Origin of the sequence: Rivibacter subsaxonicus, from assembly GCF_004217215.1 — a bacterium.
GTDB classification, from domain to species: Bacteria; Pseudomonadota; Gammaproteobacteria; order Burkholderiales; family Burkholderiaceae_C; genus Rivibacter; species Rivibacter subsaxonicus.
Map to the genome: position 1 here is coordinate 753108 of NZ_SHKP01000005.1, position 21936 is coordinate 775043.

Consider the following 21936-nt stretch of genomic DNA (forward strand, 5'->3'; position numbering starts at 1 on the left):
AGTGTCGCCAATTTTGAACACGAAGTTGGCACGGTTCGCGCACGGCTTCTACAACTACTTTGCCGATGCCAGCTTCTACCTAAATCTCGTCTGCGAACTCCGCTTGTTCGTTGCCGAGTACAAGGGCGAGCACCTGAGAACGGTGCCGCGCGAGATCGAGAAGGCGCGGGTCGGATAGCTCGGGCGCAACGCAGTGGTGGCCGCCGTGTGTTTGCCATGTCGTGCAAGGTCGAGCGGGGCATGAAACTGTCTCAGTAGCTAGACGTTGCCGCGAAGGCCTGAGCAAAGCCATTGCCGCTCGCAACCAACAAGCGTGAACGATTGCGCGACTTGGTGCGGCTGGTCGCTGGACGCTCGCCCCTACCCTCCGCTATCGAAAGCCCCGATGCGGTTGCCATCGCCACCGACTAAGAATCCAAGACCTCCCGCCAACAACTCGAACGAAGACATCATGGAAGCAACCTGGTTCAAGCATTACCCGGCCGGCGTGCCGCACACGATCGACCCCGATCAGTACAGCTCGCTGGTGCAATTGCTCGACGAGAGCTTCCAGAAGTTCAAGGAGCGTCCGGCCTATCACTTCATGGGCAAGACGCTGAGCTTCGGCGAGGTCGACGCGCTGTCGCAGGCCTTCGCGGCCTACCTGCAGTCGCAGGGCCTGGTCAAGGGCGACCGCGTCGCGGTGATGATGCCCAACACGCCGCAGTACCCGGTGGCGGTGGCCGGCATCCTGCGTGCTGGCCTGACGCTGGTGAACGTGAACCCGCTGTACACGCCGCGCGAGCTCGAGCACCAGCTCAAGGACTCCGGCGCCAAGGCGATCGTCATCATCGAGAACTTCGCGGCCACGCTGCAGGCGGTCTACGCCGCGGTGGCGACCAAGAAGGTGATCCTGGCCTCGATGGGCGACCTGCTCGGCTTTCCGAAGGGCATGGTCGTCAACTACGTGGTGCGCAGCGTCAAGAAGATGGTGCCGGCCTTCAGCCTGCCCGGCGCGACCAAGTTCAACGACGCGCTGGCCGCGGGTCGCGGCGCGAGCTTCAAGGCGCCCAAGATCACGAGCGACGACATCGCGGTGCTGCAGTACACCGGCGGCACCACCGGTGTCTCCAAGGGCGCGGTGCTGAAGCACCGCAACATCATCGCCAACGTGCTGCAGAGCGAGGCCTGGAACGGCCCGGCGATGAAGAAGATCCCGCCCGGCGAGCAGACCATCACCATCTGCGCGCTGCCGCTGTATCACATCTTCGCGTTCACCGTGAACATGATGCTGAGCCTGCGCATCGGCGGCGCCAACGTGCTGATCCCGAACCCGCGCGACCTGCCGGCGGTGTTCAAGGAACTCTCCAAGCACAAGTTCCACAGCTTCCCGGCCGTCAACACGCTGTTCAACGCGATGGCCAACCATCCGCAGTTCAACACGGTCGACTGGTCGAGCCTGAAGATGAGCCTCGGCGGCGGCATGGCCGTCACCGCCGGCACAGCCAAGCTCTGGCTCGAGAAGACCAACTGCCCGATCGTCGAGGGCTACGGCCTGTCCGAGACCTCGCCTTCGGCCAGCTGCAACCCGGTCGACAGCACCGCCTACACCGGCACCATCGGCGTGCCGATCCCGTCCACCGAGCTCAAGTTGCTCGACGACGACGGCCACGAGGTGGCGCCGGGCCAGCCGGGCGAGATCGCGATCCGCGGCCCGCAGGTGATGGCCGGCTACTGGCAGCGCCCCGACGAGACCGCCAAGGTCATGACGGCCGATGGCTACTTCCGCAGCGGCGACGTCGGCATCGTCGACGAGCGCGGCTTCTTCAAGATCGTCGATCGCAAGAAGGACATGATCCTGGTCAGCGGCTTCAACGTCTACCCGAACGAGGTCGAGGACGTGGTCTCGTCGATGCCCGGTGTGCTCGAGTGCGCCGCGGTCGGCGTGCCCGACGAGAAGGCTGGCGAGGCGGTCAAGCTGGTGATCGTGAAAAAGGACCCGGCGATCACCGAAAAGGACGTGCGGGCGTATTGCGAAGCCAACTTGACCGGCTACAAGCGGCCGAAGGTTGTGGAGTTCCGCACCGAACTGCCCAAGACGCCGGTCGGCAAGATCCTGCGGCGCGAGTTGCGCGACAAGAAGCTCTGACAATGGCGCGCGGCCGCCCATGAGGCAGCCGCGCCGCCGCCTGGCATGCGCCGCACATGACGCCGCCGCCGGCGTCATTGATTCGACGACGTTGGGAAGCTGAAGATGGAAGCGCGCTACGCCAAGACCGAGTCCGGTCGCGAAGAGATCCGTACCCGCAGCCGCGGCCTGCCGCGCACCACACGCAACCTGCTGCTGATGATCGACGGCGAGCGCAGCTCGGCCTACCTCCTCGAGAATCTGCAGGGCGTGGGCGTGGCGGACCTTGAGCAGCTGCACGCCGAAGGGCTGATCGAAGCGGTGGCCGGCGCGGTCGAGGCACCCGCTGCGGTGGCGGTGCCGGCGGCGCCGGCGAGCGCCCAGCTTGTAGAACTCGACCTCACGCTCCACAGCATGCCGGGCACCCTCGGCGAGAGCATCGAGGCGGCCGCGCCGGTGGCCGCGGCAGCGCTGCCGGCTGCCGTGGCGTCGTCGTCGTCGCTTGGTGAAGCCTCGCTGCCGATGGGTGGCGCCCTGCGCGCCGAGGACCGTGAGGTCCGGGCCGCGATCGAGGCACTCAACTATGAGCAGCTCTACAAGCTGCTGTCCGACCAGGCGCGCGAGCGGCTCGGCATGATCCGCGGCTACAAGCTGACGCTCGACATCGAGCGTGCCCAGAGCCTCGACGCGCTGCGCGTGCTGGCGATCCAGTTCGTGACCACCGTGCGCGAGCTGCGCGGGCCGGTGATTGCCGGCGAACTGCGGCGCGAACTCGAGAACGCGGCCTGACGCGAGCCGGGGGCCGCCCCGGCGTCGTGGCACCATCCGCGGCCTGCAACCAGGAGCCGCGATGCTTGCCCTGATGGCCGCCCTGCCCGAGGAACTCGGGAGCCTGCGCGCCGCGCTCGATGCGCCGGCCGTCCATCACCACGCCGGACGCGAGTTCACGACCGGCCGGCTCGATGGCTACGAGGTGGTGCTGGTGCTCGCGCGGATCGGCAAGGTCGCGGCGGCGATCACCGCGACGCTCGCGGTCGAGCGCTTCGGCGCCCAGGCCGTGATCTTCACCGGCGTTGCCGGCGGCTTGCATCGCGAGGCGCGGGTCGGCGACATCGTCGTCGCGCGCGAACTGCTGCAGCATGACCTCGACGCCTCGCCGCTGTTCCCGCGCCACGAGGTGCCGCTGACCGGACGTGCCCGCTTTGCCACCGACGCCGTGCTGTCCGACGCCCTGGCGCTGGCCGCGCAGGAGGCGCTCGCGATCGAGAGCCAGGCGCTGGCTGCCTCGTGGGCAACCTTGGGCATCGTTGCGCCGCGTGTGCACGAGGGCCTGGTGGTCAGCGGTGACCGCTTCGTGGCCACCGCGCTCGAGAGCGAGGCGCTGCGCCACGAACTGCCCGACGCGCTGGCGGTCGAGATGGAGGGCGCCGCGCTGGCGCAGGTCTGCCACGACTGCGACCTGCCTTTCGCGGTGCTGCGATCGATCTCCGATCGCGCCGACGAGCAGGCTCATGTTGACTTCGGCCGCTTCCTGCGCGAGGTCGCGGGACCGATGAGCGCCGCGGTCGTGCGGCGCTGGCTGTTCAGCGGGGCGGTGGGGCTGCGCTGAGGCAGCTCAGCGGCTCGGGACCGCCGCGATCACCTCGGCCACCGCGGCGGTGAGCTTCTTGCCGTAGGGCAGGTGCAGGAACTCGTTGGGCCCGTGGGCGTTGCTCTTGGGGCCGAGCACGCCGCAGACCATCATCTGGGCCTTCGGGAAACCCTGCTGCAGCAGGCTCATCAGCGGGATCGTGCCGCCCTGGCCGATGGTGCCGCAGGGCGCGCCGTAGTGGGCATTCGATGCCGCGTCGAGCGCGCGCTGCAGCCAGGGCTCGATCTCGGGCGCGTTCCAGCCGCTGGCGCCCCAGGCGCCGACCCGGCCGTCGGGCACGAAGGTGACCTTGGCGTTGTAGGGTGCGTTGTCCTCGAGCAGCTTCTTGAGTTGCACCGCCGCACCATGGCCGTCGACCAGCGGCGGCAGGCGCAGGCTGAGCTTGAAGGCGGTGTAGGGCCGCAGCACGTTGCCGGCGTTGGCGATGCTCGGAAAGCCCTCGGCGCCGGTCACGGAAAGCGTCGGCCGCCAGGTGCGGTTGAGCAGTGCCTCGGTGCCGTCGGTGGTGGTCGGCAGCACGAGGCCGCCATCGGCGCCACAGGCCCAGGGCATGCGCTTCCAGACCTCGTCGCCGAGGATCTGCGCGGTCACGCGGGCCTGCTCGATGCGGGCCTGCGGGATCTCGCAGTGCAGCGCTGCCGGCAGCAGGCGACCGGTGGCGCTGTCCTCGAGCCGGTCGAGCAGCTGGCGCAGGATGCGCACGCTGCTCGGCACCAGGCCGCTCGAGTCGCCGGAGTGGATGCCCTCGGTCAGCACCTCGACCTTGAGCGTGCCGGTCACGTTGCCGCGCAGGCTGGTGGTGAGCCAGAGCTGCTCGTAGTTGCCGGCGCCGCTGTCGAGGCAGACCACGAGCGAGACATTGCCGAGACGCGCATTGAGCGCATCGATGTAGGCCGGCAGGTCGCCCGAGCCCGATTCCTCGCAGCTCTCGATCAGGCCCACGCAGCGCGGGCGTTCGATGCCCTGCGCGTCGAGTGCCTCGAGCGCCGAGATCGCGGCGTAGATCGCGTAGCCGTCGTCGGCGCCGCCGCGGCCGTAGAGCTTGTCGTCCTCGATCTTCGGCGTCCACGGCCCCAGGTCGGCGCGCCAGCCGCTGAACTCGGGCTGCTTGTCGAGGTGGCCGTAGAGCAGCACCGTCGGCGCGTCGGCGTCGTTGCCGCCGGCGCGCGTGGCCGGCAGCTCGAAGAAGATCACCGGCGTGCGCGGGCTGCCGTCGTCGTTGGGGATGCGCACCACTTCGAGCTTGAGCCCGGCCAGCTTGCGCGACTCGACCCAGGCCGCGGCGCGGCGCACCACGTTGTCGATGTGGCCGTTGGCGGCCCAGTCGGCGTCGAACATCGGGCTCTTGGCCGGGATCGCGATGTAGTCGCGCAGCTCGGGCACGATGCGCTGATCCCAGGCCTCGTCTACAAAGCGTGCAATGGCGGCCGTGTCGAGCACGGGCAGGCGTTCGGGCGCGTTCATGGTGGGGCGACTTTCGGGATTGGGGGCGCTCACGGGCGCAAGCTGTCGATTTTAGGCGCGGGTCTTGCTGCCAATAAGACCTCGCCAGCGAACTGACTTATTGGTCAGTAAGATGCCGCCGGTTCACCCGGCCACGAGCCGGGATGCTCTCCCTGACCGCACCCTCACCAGGAAGTCCTGCCATGCGCGTTGTCCGTCGTGTCGCCATCGTGTCGCCACTCCTTGCCCTGCTCGCGCTTGCCGGCTGCAGTCGGTCGGAGGGTCCGCCGCACGGCGGGCCGCAGGCGGCGCCGGTCGGCGTGGTCGCGGCAGTCAAGCGGCCGGTGCGCGAGATCGAGGAGTTCACCGGTCGCCTGGAGCCGGTCGAGAGCGTCGAGATCCGGCCGCGCGTGGGCGGCACCATCGAGAAGCTCAGTTTCCGCGAGGGCTCCTACGTGAAGGCGGGCGACCCGCTGTTCACGCTCGACGCCAAGCCCTATGCGGCCGAGGTCGCGCGGGCCGAGGCGCAGGTCGCCTCGGCGCTGGCCCAGGGCGAGTACGCCAAGACCGAACTGGCACGCGCGCAGAAGCTGCTCGACGCCAAGGCGGTGTCGCGCCAGGAGTTCGACCAGCTGACCTCCGGCGAGCGCACCACCGACGCCAGCCTGAAGGCGGCGCGCGCCGCGCTGCAGACCGCGCAACTCAATCTTGGCTACACGCGGGTGCTGGCGCCGATCTCGGGTCGCGTCTCGCGTGCCTTCGTGACCGTCGGCAACCTGGTCGACGACAAGACGGTGCTGACCACGATCGTGCGCACCGACCGGGTGTTCGCCTACTTCGATGCCAGCGAGCGCACCTACCTGAGCCGGCGCAACGCCACTGCCGACAAGGGCGCGCTGAAGGTGCGCATGGGCCTGGCCAACGAGGCCGGCCATCCGCACGAGGGCACGATCGACTTCGTCGACAACCGGCTCAACGCCAGCAGCGGCACGATCCGCACCCGGGCCGTGTTCGACAACTCCAAGGGCCAGTTCACGCCGGGGCTGTTCGCGCGGGTGCTGGTGACCGGCGGCGAGCCGGTCGACGCGGTGCTGGTGCCGGACCGCGCGATCGGCACCGACCAGACCAAGAGATTCGTGTTCGTGGTCGGCGCCGACAACGTGCCGCAGTTCCGCCCGGTCCAGCTCGGCGCCCTGCAGGACGGCATGCGCGTCATCGATAGCGGACTGAAGGCCGGCGAGATGGTGGTGGTCGAGGGCCTGCAGCGGGTGCGGCCCGGCATGCCGATCACGCCCGAGAAGCTGGCGGTCGACCCGCGCGGCATGCCGCTGCCGCCGCAGGCGGCACCTCCTGCCGCGCCGGCGTCCAAAGCCGGCTGATCCGCGGGAGTCGCGCGCATGAACATCTCCAACTTCTTCATCGACCGCCCGCGCTTTGCCGCGGTGCTGTCGATCTTCATCTTCCTGGTCGGCCTGATCGCGATCTTCAGGCTGCCGATCTCCGAGTACCCCGAGGTCGCGCCGCCGCAGGTGGTGGTGCGCGCGCAGTTCCCGGGTGCCAACCCGCGCGTGATCGCCGAGGCCGTGGCCACTCCGCTCGAGGAGCAGGTCAACGGCGTCGAGAACATGCTCTACATGAACTCGCAGGCCACCGCCGACGGCTCGATGTCGCTGACGGTGACCTTCAAGATCGGCACCAATCCCGAGGTCGCCGAGACCGCGGTGCAGAACCGCGTCAACCGCGCGCTGCCGCGGCTGCCCGAGGTGGTGCGCCAGATCGGCGTGACGACCGAGAAGAGCTCGCCGAACCTGACGATGGTGGTGCACCTGTCATCGCCCGACGGTTCGCGCGACGCGCTCTACCTGCGCAACTACGGCACCCTCAACGTGCGCGACGAGTTGCTGCGGATCCAGGGCATGGGCTCGGTGCTGACCTTCGGCTCGGGCGACTACGCGATGCGGATCTGGCTCGATCCCGACAAGCTCACCGCGCGCGGCCTGGCCACCAGCGACGTCACCAACGCGATCCGCGAGCAGAACGCGCAGGTCGCCGCCGGCGTGATCGGCGCGCCGCCGGCGCCCAAGGGACTGGAGTTCCAGCTCTCGATCAACACCCAGGGCCGGCTGTCGACGCCCGAAGAGTTCGGCGACATCATCGTCCGCGTCGACCCCAGGGACGGTGCGCTGACGCGGATCAGGGACCTCGGCCGCGTCGAGCTGTCGAGCAACTCCTACGCGCTGCGCAGCCTGCTCAACAACAAGGAGGCCGCGGCGATCGCGGTGTTCCAGGCGCCAGGCTCCAACGCGCTGCAGTTGTCCAACGACGTGCGCGCCGCGATGGAGCGGCTCAAGCCGGGCTTCCCGCCCGGCGTCGACTACCAGATCGTCTACGACCCGACCCGCTTCGTCGCGACCTCGATCGAGAAGGTCGTGACCACGCTGTTCGAGGCGGTGCTGCTGGTGGTGATCGTCGTCATCATCTTCCTGCAGACCTGGCGCGCGTCCATCATCCCGCTGCTGGCGGTGCCGGTGTCGATCGTCGGCACCTTCGCGGTGCTGCTGGCGCTGGGCTTCACGATCAACACGCTGACGCTGTTCGGCCTGGTGTTGGCGATCGGCATCGTGGTCGACGACGCGATCGTCGTGGTCGAGAACGTCGAGCGCAACATCGAGGCCGGACTGCAGCCGCGCGAGGCGGCGATCAAGGCGATGCGCGAGGTCTCGGGCCCGATCATCGCGATCGGCCTGGTGCTGTGCGCGGTGTTCGTGCCGCTGGCTTTCGTCTCCGGCCTCTCGGGCCAGTTCTACCGCCAGTTCGCGGTGACGATCGCGATCTCGACGGTGATCTCGGCCTTCAACTCGCTGACGCTGTCGCCGGCGATGGCGGCGATCCTGCTCAAGGGCCACGACGAGCCCAAGGACTGGCTCACGCGCGGCATGGACAAGGTCTTCGGCCCCTTCTTCCGCGCCTTCAACCGCTTCTTCCACCGCTCGTCGGAAGCCTACGGTCGCAGTATCAGCAAGATCATCACCCACAAGTCGCTGGCGCTGGTGGTCTATGCGATCGCGATCGGCCTGACGGTGCTGCTGTTCACGCGCGTTCCGCCCGGCTTCGTGCCGAGCCCCGACAAGCAGTACCTGATCGGCATCGCCCAGCTGCCAGACGGCGCCAGCCTCGACCGCACCGAGGCGGTGATCCGCGAGATGACCGACATCGCGCTGAAGACGCCGGGCATCGTGGATGCGGTGGCCTTTCCCGGCCTGTCGATCAACGGCTTCGCGGCCCAGCCCAACGCCGGCATCGTGTTCTTCGGGCTCGAGGACTTCGAGAAACGAACCACGCCCGACAAGAGCCTGTTCGCGATCCTCGGCAACGTCAACGGCGCGCTCCAGGGCATCAAGCAGGCCCAGATGTTCGTGGTGCCGCCGCCGGCGGTCGACGGCCTCGGCAACGCCGGCGGCTTCAGGCTCGAACTGCAGGACCGCGACTCGCTCGGCGAGCAGGCGCTCTATGCCGCCGCCTGGGGCGCGCTGGGCCAGATCTACGGCAACCCGAACTCGAGCATCGGCCTCGCGTACTCGAACTACCAGATCAACGTGCCGCAGCTCTACGCCGACGTCGACCGCAACAAGGCCAAGCAGCTCGGCGTGAACATGGGCGATGTCTACGAGACGATGCAGACCTACCTGGGTTCGCTCTACGTCAACGACTTCAACCGCTTCGGCAAGACCTACCAGGTCATCGTGCAGGCCGATGCCGACTACCGCGCGCTGCCGGAAGACATCGTCAAGCTGCGCGTGCGCAGCAGCAGCGGCGAGATGGTGCCGCTGGGGTCGCTGATGAAGGTGACGCCGACCTTCGGGCCGTCGGCGGTGACGCGCTACAACGGCTTCTACTCGGCCGACATCAACGGCTCGCCCAAGCCCGGCTTCAGCTCGGGCCAGGCCCAGGCAGAGATCGAGCAGGTGCTCAAGAACAGCCTGCCGCGCGGCATCAGCTTCTCGTGGACCGAACTGGTCTACCAGGAAAAGATCGCCGGCAACACGATGGCGTTCATTTTCCCGCTCTGCGTGCTGCTGGTGTTCCTGGTGCTGGCGGCGATGTACGAGAGCTGGAGCCTGCCGTTCGCGATCATCCTGATCGTGCCGATGTGCATCCTCTCGGCGCTGTTCGGGGTCTGGCTCAGCCGCTTCTTCGGCCAGCCGGGCGACTTCAACATCTTCACCCAGATCGCCTTCGTGGTGCTGGTCGGCCTGGCCTGCAAGAACGCGATCCTGATCGTCGAGTTCGCCAAGCATCTCGAGGAGCAAGGCGAGTCCACCGTCAAGGCGGTGGTGCATGCCTGCCGCATGCGGCTGCGTCCGATCCTGATGACCTCGATCGCCTTCATCGCCGGCGTGGTGCCGCTGATCCTGGGCAGCGGCGCCGGCGCCGAGATGCGCCGCGCGATGGGCATCGCGGTGTTCAGCGGGATGATCGGCGTGACCATCTTCGGCATCTTCCTGACGCCGGTGTTCTACGTGCTGATGCGCCGGCGGCCCAAGGGTGAGCCGGTGCTCGAAGGGCCGCACCCGCATGCGCCGGGTGGCGGCGGCGGGCATGCGCACGTCGTTCCGCACGACGCCGCCGAGAAGGGAGCCGGCCATGTCTGAAGCACGCAAGCCTGTGCGTCATTGGCTGCTGACGCCGCTCGCCGCGGCGACGCTGCTGGCCGGTTGCGCGGTCGGCCCCGACTATTCGCGCCCGGCAAGCGCGCTCGACGCCGGCTTCATCAACGCCGGCACCGAGCGCAGCAACGCCGCGCAGCCCGGCGCCGAGATCGCGAGCTTCTGGCGCGGCTTCAACGACCCCGCGCTCGATGCGCTGATCGAACGCGCGATTGCCGCCAACGGCGACGTGCGCATCGCCCAGGCGCGGCTGCAGGAGGCGCGCGGCCTGGGTCGCGAGGCCGATGCGCAGGCGCTGCCGACGATCGGCGTGCAGGCCGGCGCCACGCGGGCCGTGACGCCGGAGTACGAACTGCCCGGCACCTCGCGCAGCCAGCGCACGTCGACCCTCTACGACGCCGGCTTCGTCGCCAACTGGGAGCTCGACTTCTTCGGCCGCGCACGGCGCGGCGCGGAGGCGGCGGCGGCCCAGGTCCAGGCCAGCGAGGCCGGGCTCAACGCCGCGCTGACTTCGGTCGCGGCCGAGGTGGCTCGCAACTACATCGAGCTGCGCGGGCTGCAGCAGGCCTACGCCGTCAACTCGGACTCGCTGGTCAACCAGCGCGAGTCGCTGGCGCTGACCCAGGCCCGGCTCGACGCCGGTCGCGGCACCCAGCTCGACGTCGAGCGCTCGCGCTCGCTGGTGGCCAGCACCGAGGCCGGGTTGCCGGCGCTGCAGGCGGCGATCGACCGCTCGATCTACCGGCTGGCGACGCTGACGGCACAGCCGCCGCGGGCGTTGCGCGAGCAGCTCCTGACGCCGGCGCCACTGCCCTCGTTGCCGGTGACCGACCTCGCCACGCTGCCGATCGGCACGCCCGAGCAGTGGCTGCAGCGGCGGCCCGACATCGCGGTCGCCGAGCGCCAGCTGGCGGCGGCCACCGCCAACATCGGCGTCGCCAAGGCCGATCTCTATCCGCGCATCTCGCTGACGGGCCTGCTCGGCCTGGCGGCGCTGGGTGCCGGCGACCTGTTCGACAGCAAGGCCGGCATCTACTCGCTTGGTGCCGGCATCAGCTGGACCCTGCTCGACTTCGGTCGCATCCGCGGCCGCATCGATGCCAGCGACGCGCGCGCCCAGGCGGCACTGGCGAACTACGAGCAGACCGTGGCCACCGCCCTCGAGGAGACCGAAGGCGCGATGAGCCAGTTCACCCGCACCGCCCAGCGCAGCGAAAGGCTGGCGGTGGCGGCCGAGGCGGCCGAGGCCGCGGCGCGGCTGGCGCGGCTGCGCTACGACGCCGGCGTCACCGACTTCCTGGCGGTGCTCGATGCCGACCGTGAGGTGCTGCGCACCCGCGATCTGTACGTGCAGTCGCAGAGCGCGACCGCGTCGGCGCTGGTGGCCGTCTACCGCGCGATCGGCGGGGGCTGGGCGGCGCCGGCGGTGGGCGGCGTGGCGGCCGCGCCGGCGTCGACGCAGCCGCGCTGAGCGTCAGCGCGCCGCCGGGGGCCGGCTCAGCGTGGCGGGAAGCGCGCCTCGAGCCAGGCGACGACGCGGCCGATCGGCCGCTCGCGCTCGGGCTCGTTGAAGAGCTCGTGCGACCAGCCGGGGTAGCACTCGTGCTCGAGCGCCGCGCGCGGCGCGGCGGCGGCGAAGGCGGCGCTGCCGGCCGGTGAAACGCAGCGGTCGGCGCCGGCCCACTGCAGCAGCGTCGGCGTGACCCAGCGCGGCGCCGCCGCGATGACCGCCGCACCGCCATCGACGACCAGGCTGGCGACGGTGGCGCTGACGCGGTCGTGCACCAGCGGATCGGCGAGGTAGTCGGCCACGACCTGCGGGTCGCGGCAGATCCAGGCCGGGTCGAGCCCGTTGCCGACCTGCAGGTGCGGCGCCAGCCGCCTTGCGGCGGCCAGCATCAGCTTCTGATGCGGGCGCAGGCCGGGGTCGAGCGCCGGCGACGAGAGCAACAGCGCGTCGACCGCGCGCGACCACGCAGGCGCCGGCGACTCGAGCGCGGCGGCGACGAAGCGCGCGCTCAGCATGCCGCCCAGGCTGTGGCCGAGCAGCACCAGCGGCGTGCCGGCCGGCGCTTCGGCACGGGCCGCGTCGAGGCTGGCGGCGATGTCGCGCAGCAGGGCCTCGCCATCGGGCGCGTCGCCGCGCCGTCCCGGCGAATGGCCGTGGCCGCGCAGGTCGCAGCCGCTGACGGCCCAGCCGGCCGCGGCCAGCTTGGCCGCGACATGGGCGTAGCGGCCGATGTGCTCGCCGAGGCCGTGCACCAGCACGACGCTGCCGCGCGCCGCGGCGCCGTTGTCGAGCGTGGGCGGCCAGCGGCGGCGCGCCAGCGCGAGGCCGTCGAAGGTGGCAAGGGTGCTGTTCACGCTCGGGAGGGGATCACGCGGATCCGGTGGCTGCGATGGGCCCGAGCATGCCGCGCCGGCGCCGGCGGCGCATCGGCAACTTCTCGCGGTCGGCGCCGGGCGCTCAGGGCGCCGTCACCCGCAGTTGCACGACGTGGTCGCGAGAGCTGCTGCCGCTTTGCGTCGACAGCAGGCCGCGCTCGGTCTGCTGGCCGGCTTCGCTGCTGCGAGCCACCGTGATCCATTGTCCGAGCGGCACCGCGACCGTGCTCAGCGTGGTGGCGCGCGCGACGCTGCCGTCGCGCCCGAGCGAGGAGGCGTCGCTGCGCAGTTCCACCGTGACCGGCGCGTCACCGCCCGGCCAGCTCGGCCGCACTACGACGCTGCGGCCGGTGTCGACCATCAGGCTGGTGCCGACCGGCTTCGGACCGCCCGGCGTCCAGACCCAGCTCAGCCATTGCAGCGGGGTGCTGCTGCCGAGGCCGATCGAGGCGCTGCCGCCGTTGAGCACGCGCAACTGCTGCTGCGCCTGGGCGCCGCTGTCCTGCGAGCGCGCCGCCAGCGTGGCATCGGCCGCGCCGCGCACGGAGCCGTCGCTGCCGATCGCCACGCGTGCGCTGTCGATGCCGGCCGATTGCTGTCCCAGCCGCGCGCTCTCGCCCTGGCGCACCTCGACCAGCAGGTTGCGCAGCGGCAGGCGCGGCTCCTGCGCCAGCGCGGCGAGGCCGATGAAGGCCGGCAGCGCCAGCAGCAGGCCGCGGCGCAGCAGCATCGGATTCAGGCCTGCGCCGCCACCCGCCTGGCCAGGTGCGCCAGCGCCTCCTCGACCTGGTCGACCAGGATCAGGCACAGGTCGCCGGACTGCAGCCGCTCGAGCGCGGCGTCGATGGCGACGAACTCGCCGCGGATCTCGTCGATGCGCTGCGTGCGCGCGGCACCCTTGAGGCCGTCGCGCAGCAGCGCCATCACCTCGCCGTCGGCGCGGCCGCGCTGGGCCGCGTCCTGGTAGAGGATGACGTCGTCGAAGGCGGCGCCGAGGATCACCGTCTGGTCGCGGATGTCCTCGTCGCGGCGATCGCCGGCGCCGCTGATCACGACCGAGCGGCGCCGCGCCGGCATCGCCTCGACCGCCTGCACCAGGGCGCGCATCGCGTCGGGGTTGTGGCCGTAGTCGGCGATCAGCGTGGCGCCGCGGTAGTCCATCACGTTGAAGCGGCCGGGCGCGTTGTCGGCGTCGTTGACGAAGCTGGCGAGGCCGCGCCGCACGGCGTCCCAGTCGAGCCCCACGCTCCAGGCGGCGGCGACTGCGGCCATCGCGTTCTCGACCTGGAAGCCGATCAGCCCGCCGCGCGTCAGCGGGATCTCGGCCAGCGACAGCCGCTCGCGCCACGATCCCTCGGCGGCGACGATCGCGTCGCCCTCGACATAGACCACCCGCTTGCCCTGCGCGCGGTGGGTCGCCATCACCGGGTGCTGGCGATCGGTGGCGAAGAAGCACACATGGCCGGGGCAGGTGGTGGCCATCGAGGCGACGATCGGGTCGGCCGCGTTGAGCACCGCGTAGCCGCTGGTCGCGACGTTCTGCACGATCACGCGCTTGAGCACCGCGAGGTCCTCGACCGTGGTGATGTAGTTCAGGCCCAGGTGGTCGCCGTCGCCGAGGTTGGTGACGACCGCGGCCGAGCAGCGGTCGAAGCCCAGGCCCTCGCGCAGGATGCCGCCGCGCGCGGTCTCGAAGACCGCGGCGTCCACGTCCGGATGGGCCAGCACGTTGCGCGCGCTCTTGGGGCCGCTGCAGTCGCCGCTGTCGATCTGGCGGCCCTGCACGTAGACGCCGTCGGTGTTGGTCATGCCCACGCGCAGCCCGCTGCTGGCCAGCAGGTGCGCGATCAGGCGGGTGACGGTGGTCTTGCCGTTGGTGCCGGTCACCGCCACGGTCGGGATGCGGCCGTCGTCGCCGGGGCCGTAAAGATGGCCGATGATCGCCTCGCCGACGTTGCGACCCTTGCCGTAGGACGGCGACAGGTGCATGCGCAGCCCGGGCGCGGCATTCACTTCCACCACGCCGCCATGCTGTTCCTCGAGCGGGCGCAGCACGCTCTCGCAGACCACGTCGACGCCGCAGATGTGCAGGCCGACCATCTGCGCCGCCGCCACGGCGCGCGCCGCGACCTCGGGATGCACGTCGTCGGTGACGTCCGTGGCGGTGCCGCCGGTGCTGAGGTTGGCGTTGTTGCGCAGCACGACGCGCTGGCCCTTGTCGGGCACCGACTCGGGCTTCAAGCCCTGCACGTCGAGGCGCGCGATCGCGATGTCATCGAAGCGGATCTTGGTCAGCGAGGTCGCGTGGCCCTCTCCGCGGCGCGGGTCGGCGTTGACCTTGTCGACCAGCTGGCGCACCGTCAGCTCGCCGTCGCCGATCACGTGCGGCGGGTCGCGCCGCGCGGCCGCGACCAGCTTCTTGCCGACCACCAGCAGGCGGAAGTCGGCACCGGGCAGGTACTTCTCGACCATCACGGTGCCGATCTCGTCGGCCGCCTTGAAGGCGATGTCGAGGTGCTCGCGGCTGACGACGTTGACGGTGACGCCCTTGCCCTGGTTGCCGTCCTGCGGCTTGACCACCACCGGCAGTCCGATCTCGAGCGCGGCGGCCCAGGCGTCGTCGGGGTCGCTGACCGGCCGGCCGATCGGCACCGGCACGCCGGCGGCCTGCAGCAGGATCTTGGTCAGGTCCTTGTCCTGCGCGATCGACTCGGCGACCGCGCTGGTGGTGTCGACCTCGGCGGCCTGGATGCGGCGCTGCTTGGCGCCCCAGCCGAACTGCACCAGGCTGCCCTCGGTCAGGCGGCGGTAGGGAATGCCGCGCACGACCGCGGCATCGACGATCGATCCGGTGGACGGGCCCAGGCGCACGTCCTCGTCGGTCTCGCGCAGTCGGGCGATGGCGGCGGGCGCGTCGAAGCTGCCACCCTCGACCGCGGCCTTGATGAGTTCCTGCGCCAGCTGCAGCGCCATGCGGCCGGCCGCTTCCTCGCTGTACTCGACCACCACCTGGTAGACGCCGCGCTCGACGGTGGCGGTGGTGCGGCTGAAGGTCACCGGGCAACCGGCCTGGGCCTGCAGCGCGAGCGAGGCGACCTCGAGCAGGTGGGCCAGCGTCAGCGTCGACGGCGCCACGCTGCCTGGCCACGATTCGCCGATCGCCGGGAACAGCGCCCGCACGCGGGCCTCGAGCTCGGGGCGCTCGCCGACCGCTCGTTCGTCGGGACCGCAGTGGACGATGGCCTCGATCGCCGTGTGCCGGCTCCACAGGTTGGGGCCGCGCAGCGCGCGGATGCGGGAGACTTCCATCAGGCGGTCTTTCTGTCCGAGTGTCTTGAATTGGATGTTCGTTGGACATCGTCGCAATGGCCGAGCCACTGGTGCGAATCCTGCCGAAAACGGCCGAAGCCTAGGCACGGCGCGGAGCCGGGTTCGCTACCCGGCGAGCACTGCAACGACGGATGCGGTCGTTTCTCGGCGGGATTCATCAACGAACTTCCGATTCGAGACGCTCCAGCGGGGCACGCAACTCGGCGGGGCGGGCCGGCAGCAACGCCGGCTCGAAGGTCTGGATCCCGGCCGTGATCAGGTCGGCGGTGATGCCCATGGCCCAAGCTGCGGCCACCGCGGCAAGCAGGGCCTCGGCGGCCGGCGCGCTCGGCGGCTCGGTGTGGGCGGCGAAGGGGTTCAGGCGCGGCAGCAGGGTCTCGCTCGAACCCTCGGCCAGCACGCAGCGGTGATCGCGCAGGAAGACCGCGCGGCCACCGGCGGCGAGCTGTTCGGCGAGCGCCGGCAAGCGCTCGTCCAGGGCATAGAGAATCACGCTGCCGTCGCACAGATCGGCCAGGTCGGCGATCCGCTCGTCGGCCGCGTTGAGCACCGCGACGCCGTCGGACAGCACCACGTCGACCTGCGTGCGCAGCACCTTGACCAGCTGGTCCGATTCGCGCACGTCGTAGTGCTCGAGTGTCTCGGCACCGTCGAGGTCGGTCACGATGCCGACCGTGCAGCGGTCGTAGGCCAGGCCGTCGCGCAGGATCGCGGCGGCGTCGTTCTCGAACACCGCGGCCTCGACCGAGCGGTTGATCAGTAGCCGGCGCCCGGCTTCCCAGCGCGTGCAGTCGCTGGCTTCGACCTGGCGCCGGTCGAGGAACAGCCCGTCGCGGCAGGCCAGGCCCACGTGACGGCCGCTGAGGTGCATGACCCAGGCCACCAGGCGCGCGATCTGCGCGGTCTGGCGGGTACCGGCGACGCCGACGATGGGGATCCGGCCACTGTCGTCCGGGTCGGGGAAGAGGTGATCGACGATCGCGCGGCCGACCGGCTGCGGCGCGCCCTCGGCCGGGCGCAGGTGCATCAGCAGGCCGGGACCGGCGTTGACCTCGACCACCGCGCCGCCCTGGACGGAAAGCGGCTTGGAGATGTCCTCGGCCACCACGTCGACGCCGGCGACGTCCAGGCCCACGGTGCGCGCGGCCAGCGAGACCTGGTGCGCCACTTCGGGGTGCACGGCATCCGTGCAATCGATCGCGACGTTGCCGTTGCGCTGGATCAGCACGCGCTTGCCGGCGGCCGGCACGCTGTCGGGCGTCAGGCCCTGGCGCTGCAGGTCGAGCAGGATCACGCCGTCCTCGCGCGGGTCGAGCCGGTTCAGCGGGTGGTCTTCGGTCAGGCCGCGGCGCGGGTCGCTGTTGATCTGCGCATCGACCAGCTCGGCCACGTTGCCGCGGCCGTCGGCCGTGACCCAGGCCGTCTCGCCGCGCGCGGCCGCGACCACCTTGCCGCCGACGACCAGCATGCGGTGCTCGTCGCCGCGCACGTGGCGCTCGACGATCACCTCGCTGCCGTGGCGGTCGGCGACCGCCCAGGCGGCCTCGATCTCGGCCTGGGTGCTGAGGTCGAGCGTGACGCCGCGGCCGTGGTTGCCGTCGGTCGGCTTGACCACCACCGGCAGGCCGATGTCCTGCGCCGCTTCCCAGGCCTCGGCCGGGCTGGCGACGACGGTGCCTTCGGGCACCGGCACGCCGACGGCCTTCAGCAGGCTCTTGGTCAGGTCCTTCTCGCTGGCGATGCCCTCGGCGATCGCGCTGGTCAGGTCGGTCTCGGCGGTCCAGATGCGGCGCTGGCGCTTGCCATGACCGAGCTGCACCAGGTTGCCGTCGTTGAGGCGGATGTGCGGGATGCGGCGCTCGGTGGCGGCGGCGACGATCGCCGCGGTACTCGGCCCGAGGTAGCAGTCGTCGAGCTTCTCGCGCACCGCGGCCACCGCGGCCTGCACGTCGAAGGGCTCGTTGTTGATCGCGCACATCAGCAGCCGGTGGCCCTGGGCCAGCGCGGTGCGGGCGACCTGCTCGTCGCGGGCGCGGAACACCATGCGATAGACGCCGCGCCGGCTGGTGCTGCGGGTCTGGCCGAAGCCGGTCGGCATGCCGGCCAGGTTGAGCAACTCGATCACCACATGCTCGAGCACATGGCCGCACCAGGTGCCTTCTTCGAGCCGCTGCAGGAAGCCGCCGCGCTCGCCGACGCCGCAGTGGTGCTCCATCAGCGCCGGCAGCCAGGCGCACAGGCGCTGGTTGGCCCCGGGCAGGGTGTTCGAGGGATGGTCCTCGAGTTCGCCGAGGTCGAGCCAGGTCTCGAGCACGGCACGGTAGGTCCAGACGTTGGGGCCGCGCAGGTAGTTGATGCGCAGCAGCTGGATGTCGTCCTTCTTGTTCATCGTCAGCGCTTCATTGGGTCCGGGACGGCCGGCGGAGGATTGGAATTGTGCGCCCGCCGGGCGCGGCCGAGGCCCCGCCGCCGGTGCCGGAGCAGGCCCTAGGTTTTGCCGCGCCGGGGGCATCGGCGAGAATCGCCGCGCTGCCGTGGCGCCCGCAAACGCGTGCCGGCGCCTCCTGCCGCTTCATCTCCCCCATGCCGAACCATCCCCCCGAGCTCTTGTTGGACGGTCCCGCCGATGCCACGAAGGCCGCGCTCTGGACCGATCTGCAAGCCAGGCTTGCACCGCAAGAGAACGTGCTGGCCACGCTGCCGGTTGACCTCGACGCGCGCTTGCATTTCGGCGGCGGCCTGCTGGCGCTGACCGAGCGCCGCCTGCTGGTGCGCGAACCCGGCGCCGCCGACTGGTGCGAATGGCCGCTCGGCGCCGGGCTGCAGCTGCGCCATGGCGACCACGGCGGCGTCGGCAGCCTCGAACTGCTCGATGCCCGCGCGCGGCTGGCGCAATGGCGCTTCACGCTGGGAGCCAACACCCAGGCGCTGAAGCTGCTGGAGGCCTTCGAGCGGCGCCAGGCGGTGCTGGCGGGCGAGAGCCAGATCGACGACGAGGCCGAGGCCGACGACGACGCGCTCGGCCCGCGCGAGCAGCAGGGCGCGCCGTCGACCTGGGTGCTGCTGCGCCTGTGGCGCTTTGCCAGGCCCTACCAGACGCAACTGATCATCGGCTTCCTGCTGACGCTGGCCTCGACCGCGGCCACGCTGGTGCCGCCGTACCTGACGATCCCGCTGATGGACAAGGTGCTGATCCCGTTCCAGAACGGGCAGCAGATCGAGCCGCGCTTCGTGATGCTGCTGCTGGCCGGCCTGCTCGGCTCGGCGCTGCTGGCCTGGAGCCTGGGCTGGGCCCGCACCTGGCTGCTGGCGCTGGTCTCCGAGCGCATCGCGGCCGACCTGCGCACCACCGCCTTCGAGCACTTGCTGCAGCTGAGCCTCGACTACTTCGGCGCCAAGCGCACCGGCGACCTGATGGCGCGCATCGGCTCCGAGACCGACCGCATCTCGGTGTTCCTGTCGCTGCATGCGCTCGACTTCGCGACCGACGTGCTGATGATCGGCATGACCTCGGTGATCCTGTTCTCGATCAACCCCTGGCTGGCGCTGGTCACGCTGATCCCCCTGCCCTTCATCGCCTGGATGATCCACCTGGTGCGCGACCGGCTGCGCACCGGCTTCGAGAAGATCGACCGGGTCTGGGGCGACGTCACCAATGTGCTGGCCGACACCATTCCCGGCATCCGCGTGGTCAAGGCCTTCGCGCAGGAGGGCCGCGAGGCGGCGCGCTTCAAGGAGGCCAACCGGCTCAACCTGGCGGTCAACGACAAGCTCAACAAGACCTGGAGCCTGTTCTCGCCGACCGTCTCGCTGCTGACCGACATCGGCCTGCTGGTGGTCTGGGCCTTCGGCATCTGGCTGGTCAGCAAGGGCCAGATCACGGTCGGCGTGCTGACCGCCTTCATCGCCTACATCGGCCGCTTCTACACGCGCCTGGATTCGATGAGCCGCATCGTCAGCGTCACGCAGAAGGCCGCGGCCGGCGCCAAGCGCATCTTCGACATCCTCGACCACGTCAGCAACGTGCCGGAGCCGGTCAACCCGGTGAAGATCCAGAACCTGCAGGGCCGCATCGAGATGCGCGGGCTCGGTTTCCGCTACGGCAATCGCACCGTGATCCGCGGCCTCGACCTCGAGATCCGGCCCGGCGAGATGATCGGCCTGGTCGGCCACAGCGGTTCCGGCAAGAGCACGCTGGTCAACCTGATCTGCCGCTTCTACGACGTCAGCGACGGTGGCATCTACGTCGATGGCACTGACCTGCGCCGCTTCGGCGTCGCCGACTACCGGCGCCACATCGGCCTGGTGCTGCAGGAGCCCTTCCTCTTCTTTGGCACCGTGGCCGAGAACATCGCCTACGGCAAGCCGGGCGCGAGCCGGGCCGAGATCGTTAGCGCCGCGCGCGCGGCGCATGCGCACGAGTTCATCCTGCGCCTGCCGCAGGGCTACGACTCGCTGGTCGGCGAGCGCGGCCAGGGCCTCTCGGGTGGCGAGCGGCAGCGCATCTCGATCGCGCGTGCGCTGCTGATCGATCCGCGCATCCTGATCCTCGACGAGGCCACCTCGAGCGTCGACACCGAGACCGAGAAGGAAATCCAGAAGGCGCTCGACAACCTGGTGCAGGGGCGCACGACGATCGCGATCGCGCACCGCCTGTCCACGCTGCGCAAGGCCGACCGGCTGGTGGTGATGGACCGCGGCCGGGTGGTCGAGGTCGGCCCGCACGAGGAACTGATCGCACGCAAGGGCGCCTACTGGCGGCTCTACGAGGCGCAGGCGCGCCGCGTCGAAGGCAGCGACCTCGACGCCCACGCCGGCGAACCGCTGATCGCGGCCCAGATCGCCACCGTCGCCGCGACCCATGCCTCGGTGCATGCCGAACTGACGCCGGGAGGAGCCTGATGGCAGGCGCGACGAGCAAGAACGATTCCTTTTCCCTGCGCCGCAACGCCTTCGGCCGGCTGGTGCTGCTTGATGCCGCCGGCGTCGAGCACGAGGGCGTGGTCCCGGTGCGCGCGTTCCCGATCGCCGCGCCCGGCGAGGGCCTGTCGCTGGTCAGCGGCGACGGCCACGAACTGGCCTGGGTCGACCGGCTCGAGGCGCTGGATGCAAGCGAGCGCGCGCTGATCGACGAGGAGCTGGCGGCGCGCGAGTTCACGCCCGAGATCCGGCGCCTCGTCAGCGTCAGCACCTTCTCGACCCCGAGCACCTGGCAGGTCGAGACCGACCGCGGCGCCACCAGCTTCGTGCTCAAGGGCGAGGAAGACATCCGCCGCATCGACCGCGGCATGCTGCTGATCGCCGACAGCCAGGGCATGCAGTTCGTGGTGCGCGACGTGCTGGTGCTGGACCGCCACTCGAAGCGGCTGCTCGAGCGCTTTCTCTGAACCCTGGCTCTCAACGACCCCCCCCATGTCGAAACTTTCGCTGGTCCGTGCGCTGCGGCCGCTCGCGCTGTGCGCCGCGCTGCTGGCGCAGGGTGCGGCCCAGGCCGCCAACGGCCTGATCCTGATCGGGCCGCCGCCCGCCGAGGGCTACAAGCTCTCGCTCGGTGCCGACCTGCTGGTGTTCCCCAAGTTCCCGGGCTCGGATGAAAGCCGCGTCTGGCTGATTCCAGGCATCGAGTTCAAGCACCACAGTGGCGCCTTCGTTTCGACCGACAACGGCCTCGGATGGAACTTCGGGCGCGGCAAGGAACTGCAGTACGGCGTGCGCCTGTGGCCGCTGTTCGGGCGCGACGACGACGCGCTGCCGGGCCTGCCCGGCGTCAAGGACCGCATCGGCGGTGGCCTGTTCGCCAACGTCGCGCCGCTCGAGTTCCTGGTCCTGCAGAGCAGCCTGATGGCCGGCTCGGGGCGCAACGGCAGCGGCCTGATGGGCGAGCTCGGCGCCACCGTCGGTGCGCCGGTCGGGCCGGCGATCCTGGCCCTGACGCTCGGTGGCAGCTGGGCCAACGCCGAGTACCGCCAGAGCTATTTCGGCGTCAGCGCGGCCGACGCCGCCAGCAGCGGGCTGCCGGTGACCACGCTCGGCAGCGGGCTGCAGGACCTCAACCTCGGGCTCTCGCTCGATGCGCCGATCGACGATCGCTGGCGGCTCTCGGGCCAGCTACTCGTCGCGCGCCTGATGGGCGATGCCGCGAGCAGCCCCATCACCCAGTCGCGCCAGCAGACCACGCTGGCGATGACGCTCTGGTACCGCTTTCGCTGACGGCTTCGGGCGGCCCGCGCGACCTCGCTAGCGCAAGCGAGCCGAGGCGTGCGAAGCGCCCACCAACTGTGGTGCGGACTGTACGGATCGACACACGAGCGCGGGGGTCGCGTGCTATGGTTCAACGTGCACAAGAAGATCGC

Annotated in this window: 15 protein-coding genes; 10 read left to right on the top strand and 5 right to left on the bottom strand. The window is 70.5% G+C overall.

What is annotated here, in order from left to right:
* Positions 1 to 25 precede the first annotated feature (25 nt).
* From EV670_RS18675 to EV670_RS09495, 4 genes are all read left to right on the top strand, one after another.
* Entirely contained in the window at positions 26 to 178 is a 153-nt protein-coding gene (locus EV670_RS18675) for a hypothetical protein (protein WP_165393284.1), read from the top strand.
* A gap of 273 nt (positions 179 to 451) precedes the next feature.
* Positions 452 to 2128, top strand: coding sequence for a long-chain-fatty-acid--CoA ligase (locus tag EV670_RS09485; protein WP_130431588.1), 1677 nt, complete (start codon positions 452 to 454; stop codon positions 2126 to 2128).
* 105 nt (positions 2129 to 2233) lie between these two features.
* The gene (locus EV670_RS09490) at positions 2234 to 2896 is read left to right on the top strand and encodes a hypothetical protein (protein ID WP_130431589.1); all 663 of its coding nucleotides are present in this window, start codon (positions 2234 to 2236) and stop codon (positions 2894 to 2896) included.
* A 61-nt stretch (positions 2897 to 2957) separates the two neighbouring features.
* Complete coding sequence (locus EV670_RS09495; protein ID WP_130431590.1) at positions 2958 to 3716, top strand: 5'-methylthioadenosine/adenosylhomocysteine nucleosidase; 759 nt, start codon at positions 2958 to 2960, stop codon at positions 3714 to 3716.
* Positions 3717 to 3722: 6 nt separating this feature from the next.
* Here the strand turns inward: EV670_RS09495 and EV670_RS09500 are convergent, their stop codons facing one another.
* The gene (locus EV670_RS09500) at positions 3723 to 5222 is read right to left on the bottom strand and encodes a M20 family metallopeptidase (protein WP_130431591.1); all 1500 of its coding nucleotides are present in this window, start codon (positions 5220 to 5222) and stop codon (positions 3723 to 3725) included.
* Between the two features lie 182 nt (positions 5223 to 5404).
* Between EV670_RS09500 and EV670_RS09505 the strand changes: the two genes are divergently transcribed.
* Genes EV670_RS09505 through EV670_RS09515 form a run of 3 tightly spaced genes read left to right on the top strand, consistent with a single transcriptional unit; the run spans position 5405 to position 11339 of the window.
* A complete protein-coding gene (locus tag EV670_RS09505) occupies positions 5405 to 6580 on the top strand; it encodes an efflux RND transporter periplasmic adaptor subunit (protein WP_130431592.1) in 1176 nt (391 codons plus the stop codon).
* Between the two features lie 18 nt (positions 6581 to 6598).
* Complete coding sequence (locus tag EV670_RS09510) at positions 6599 to 9853, top strand: efflux RND transporter permease subunit (RefSeq protein WP_130431593.1); 3255 nt, start codon at positions 6599 to 6601, stop codon at positions 9851 to 9853.
* A complete protein-coding gene (locus tag EV670_RS09515; RefSeq protein ID WP_130431594.1) occupies positions 9846 to 11339 on the top strand; it encodes an efflux transporter outer membrane subunit in 1494 nt (497 codons plus the stop codon). The genes EV670_RS09510 and EV670_RS09515 overlap by 8 nt, the downstream gene beginning before the upstream one ends.
* 26 nt (positions 11340 to 11365) lie before the next feature.
* Here EV670_RS09515 and EV670_RS09520 read toward each other — a convergent pair whose 3' ends face one another.
* The 4 genes from EV670_RS09520 to EV670_RS09535 form a co-directional block, all read right to left on the bottom strand.
* Positions 11366 to 12232, bottom strand: a complete 867-nt coding sequence (locus EV670_RS09520) for an alpha/beta hydrolase (protein ID WP_130431595.1) — start codon at positions 12230 to 12232, stop codon at positions 11366 to 11368.
* Positions 12233 to 12335: 103 nt separating this feature from the next.
* On the bottom strand, positions 12336 to 12983 hold the full coding sequence (locus EV670_RS09525; RefSeq protein ID WP_130431596.1) for a hypothetical protein: 648 nt from the start codon (positions 12981 to 12983) through the stop codon (positions 12336 to 12338).
* A gap of 5 nt (positions 12984 to 12988) precedes the next feature.
* Positions 12989 to 15562 (bottom strand): cyanophycin synthetase, encoded by a 2574-nt coding sequence (cphA, locus tag EV670_RS09530; RefSeq protein WP_130431597.1) that lies wholly within the window; start codon positions 15560 to 15562, stop codon positions 12989 to 12991.
* A gap of 178 nt (positions 15563 to 15740) precedes the next feature.
* Positions 15741 to 17972 carry a cyanophycin synthetase gene (locus EV670_RS09535; RefSeq protein ID WP_130431598.1) on the bottom strand — a complete coding sequence of 744 codons (2232 nt, stop codon included), beginning with the start codon at positions 17970 to 17972 and terminating at the stop codon, positions 15741 to 15743.
* Positions 17973 to 18166: 194 nt separating this feature from the next.
* Here EV670_RS09535 and EV670_RS09540 point away from each other — a divergent pair, with 194 nt between their 5' ends.
* Genes EV670_RS09540 through EV670_RS09550 form a run of 3 tightly spaced genes read left to right on the top strand, consistent with a single transcriptional unit; the run spans position 18167 to position 21793 of the window.
* On the top strand, positions 18167 to 20485 hold the full coding sequence (locus tag EV670_RS09540; RefSeq protein WP_130431599.1) for a cyanophycin metabolism-associated ABC transporter: 2319 nt from the start codon (positions 18167 to 18169) through the stop codon (positions 20483 to 20485).
* Positions 20485 to 20970: a cyanophycin metabolism-associated DUF1854 family protein gene (locus tag EV670_RS09545; protein ID WP_130431600.1), complete on the top strand. Its 486-nt coding sequence runs from the start codon at positions 20485 to 20487 to the stop codon at positions 20968 to 20970. The genes EV670_RS09540 and EV670_RS09545 overlap by 1 nt, the downstream gene beginning before the upstream one ends.
* 25 nt (positions 20971 to 20995) lie before the next feature.
* A complete protein-coding gene (locus tag EV670_RS09550; RefSeq protein ID WP_130431601.1) occupies positions 20996 to 21793 on the top strand; it encodes a MipA/OmpV family protein in 798 nt (265 codons plus the stop codon).
* Positions 21794 to 21936: the final 143 nt, after the last annotated feature.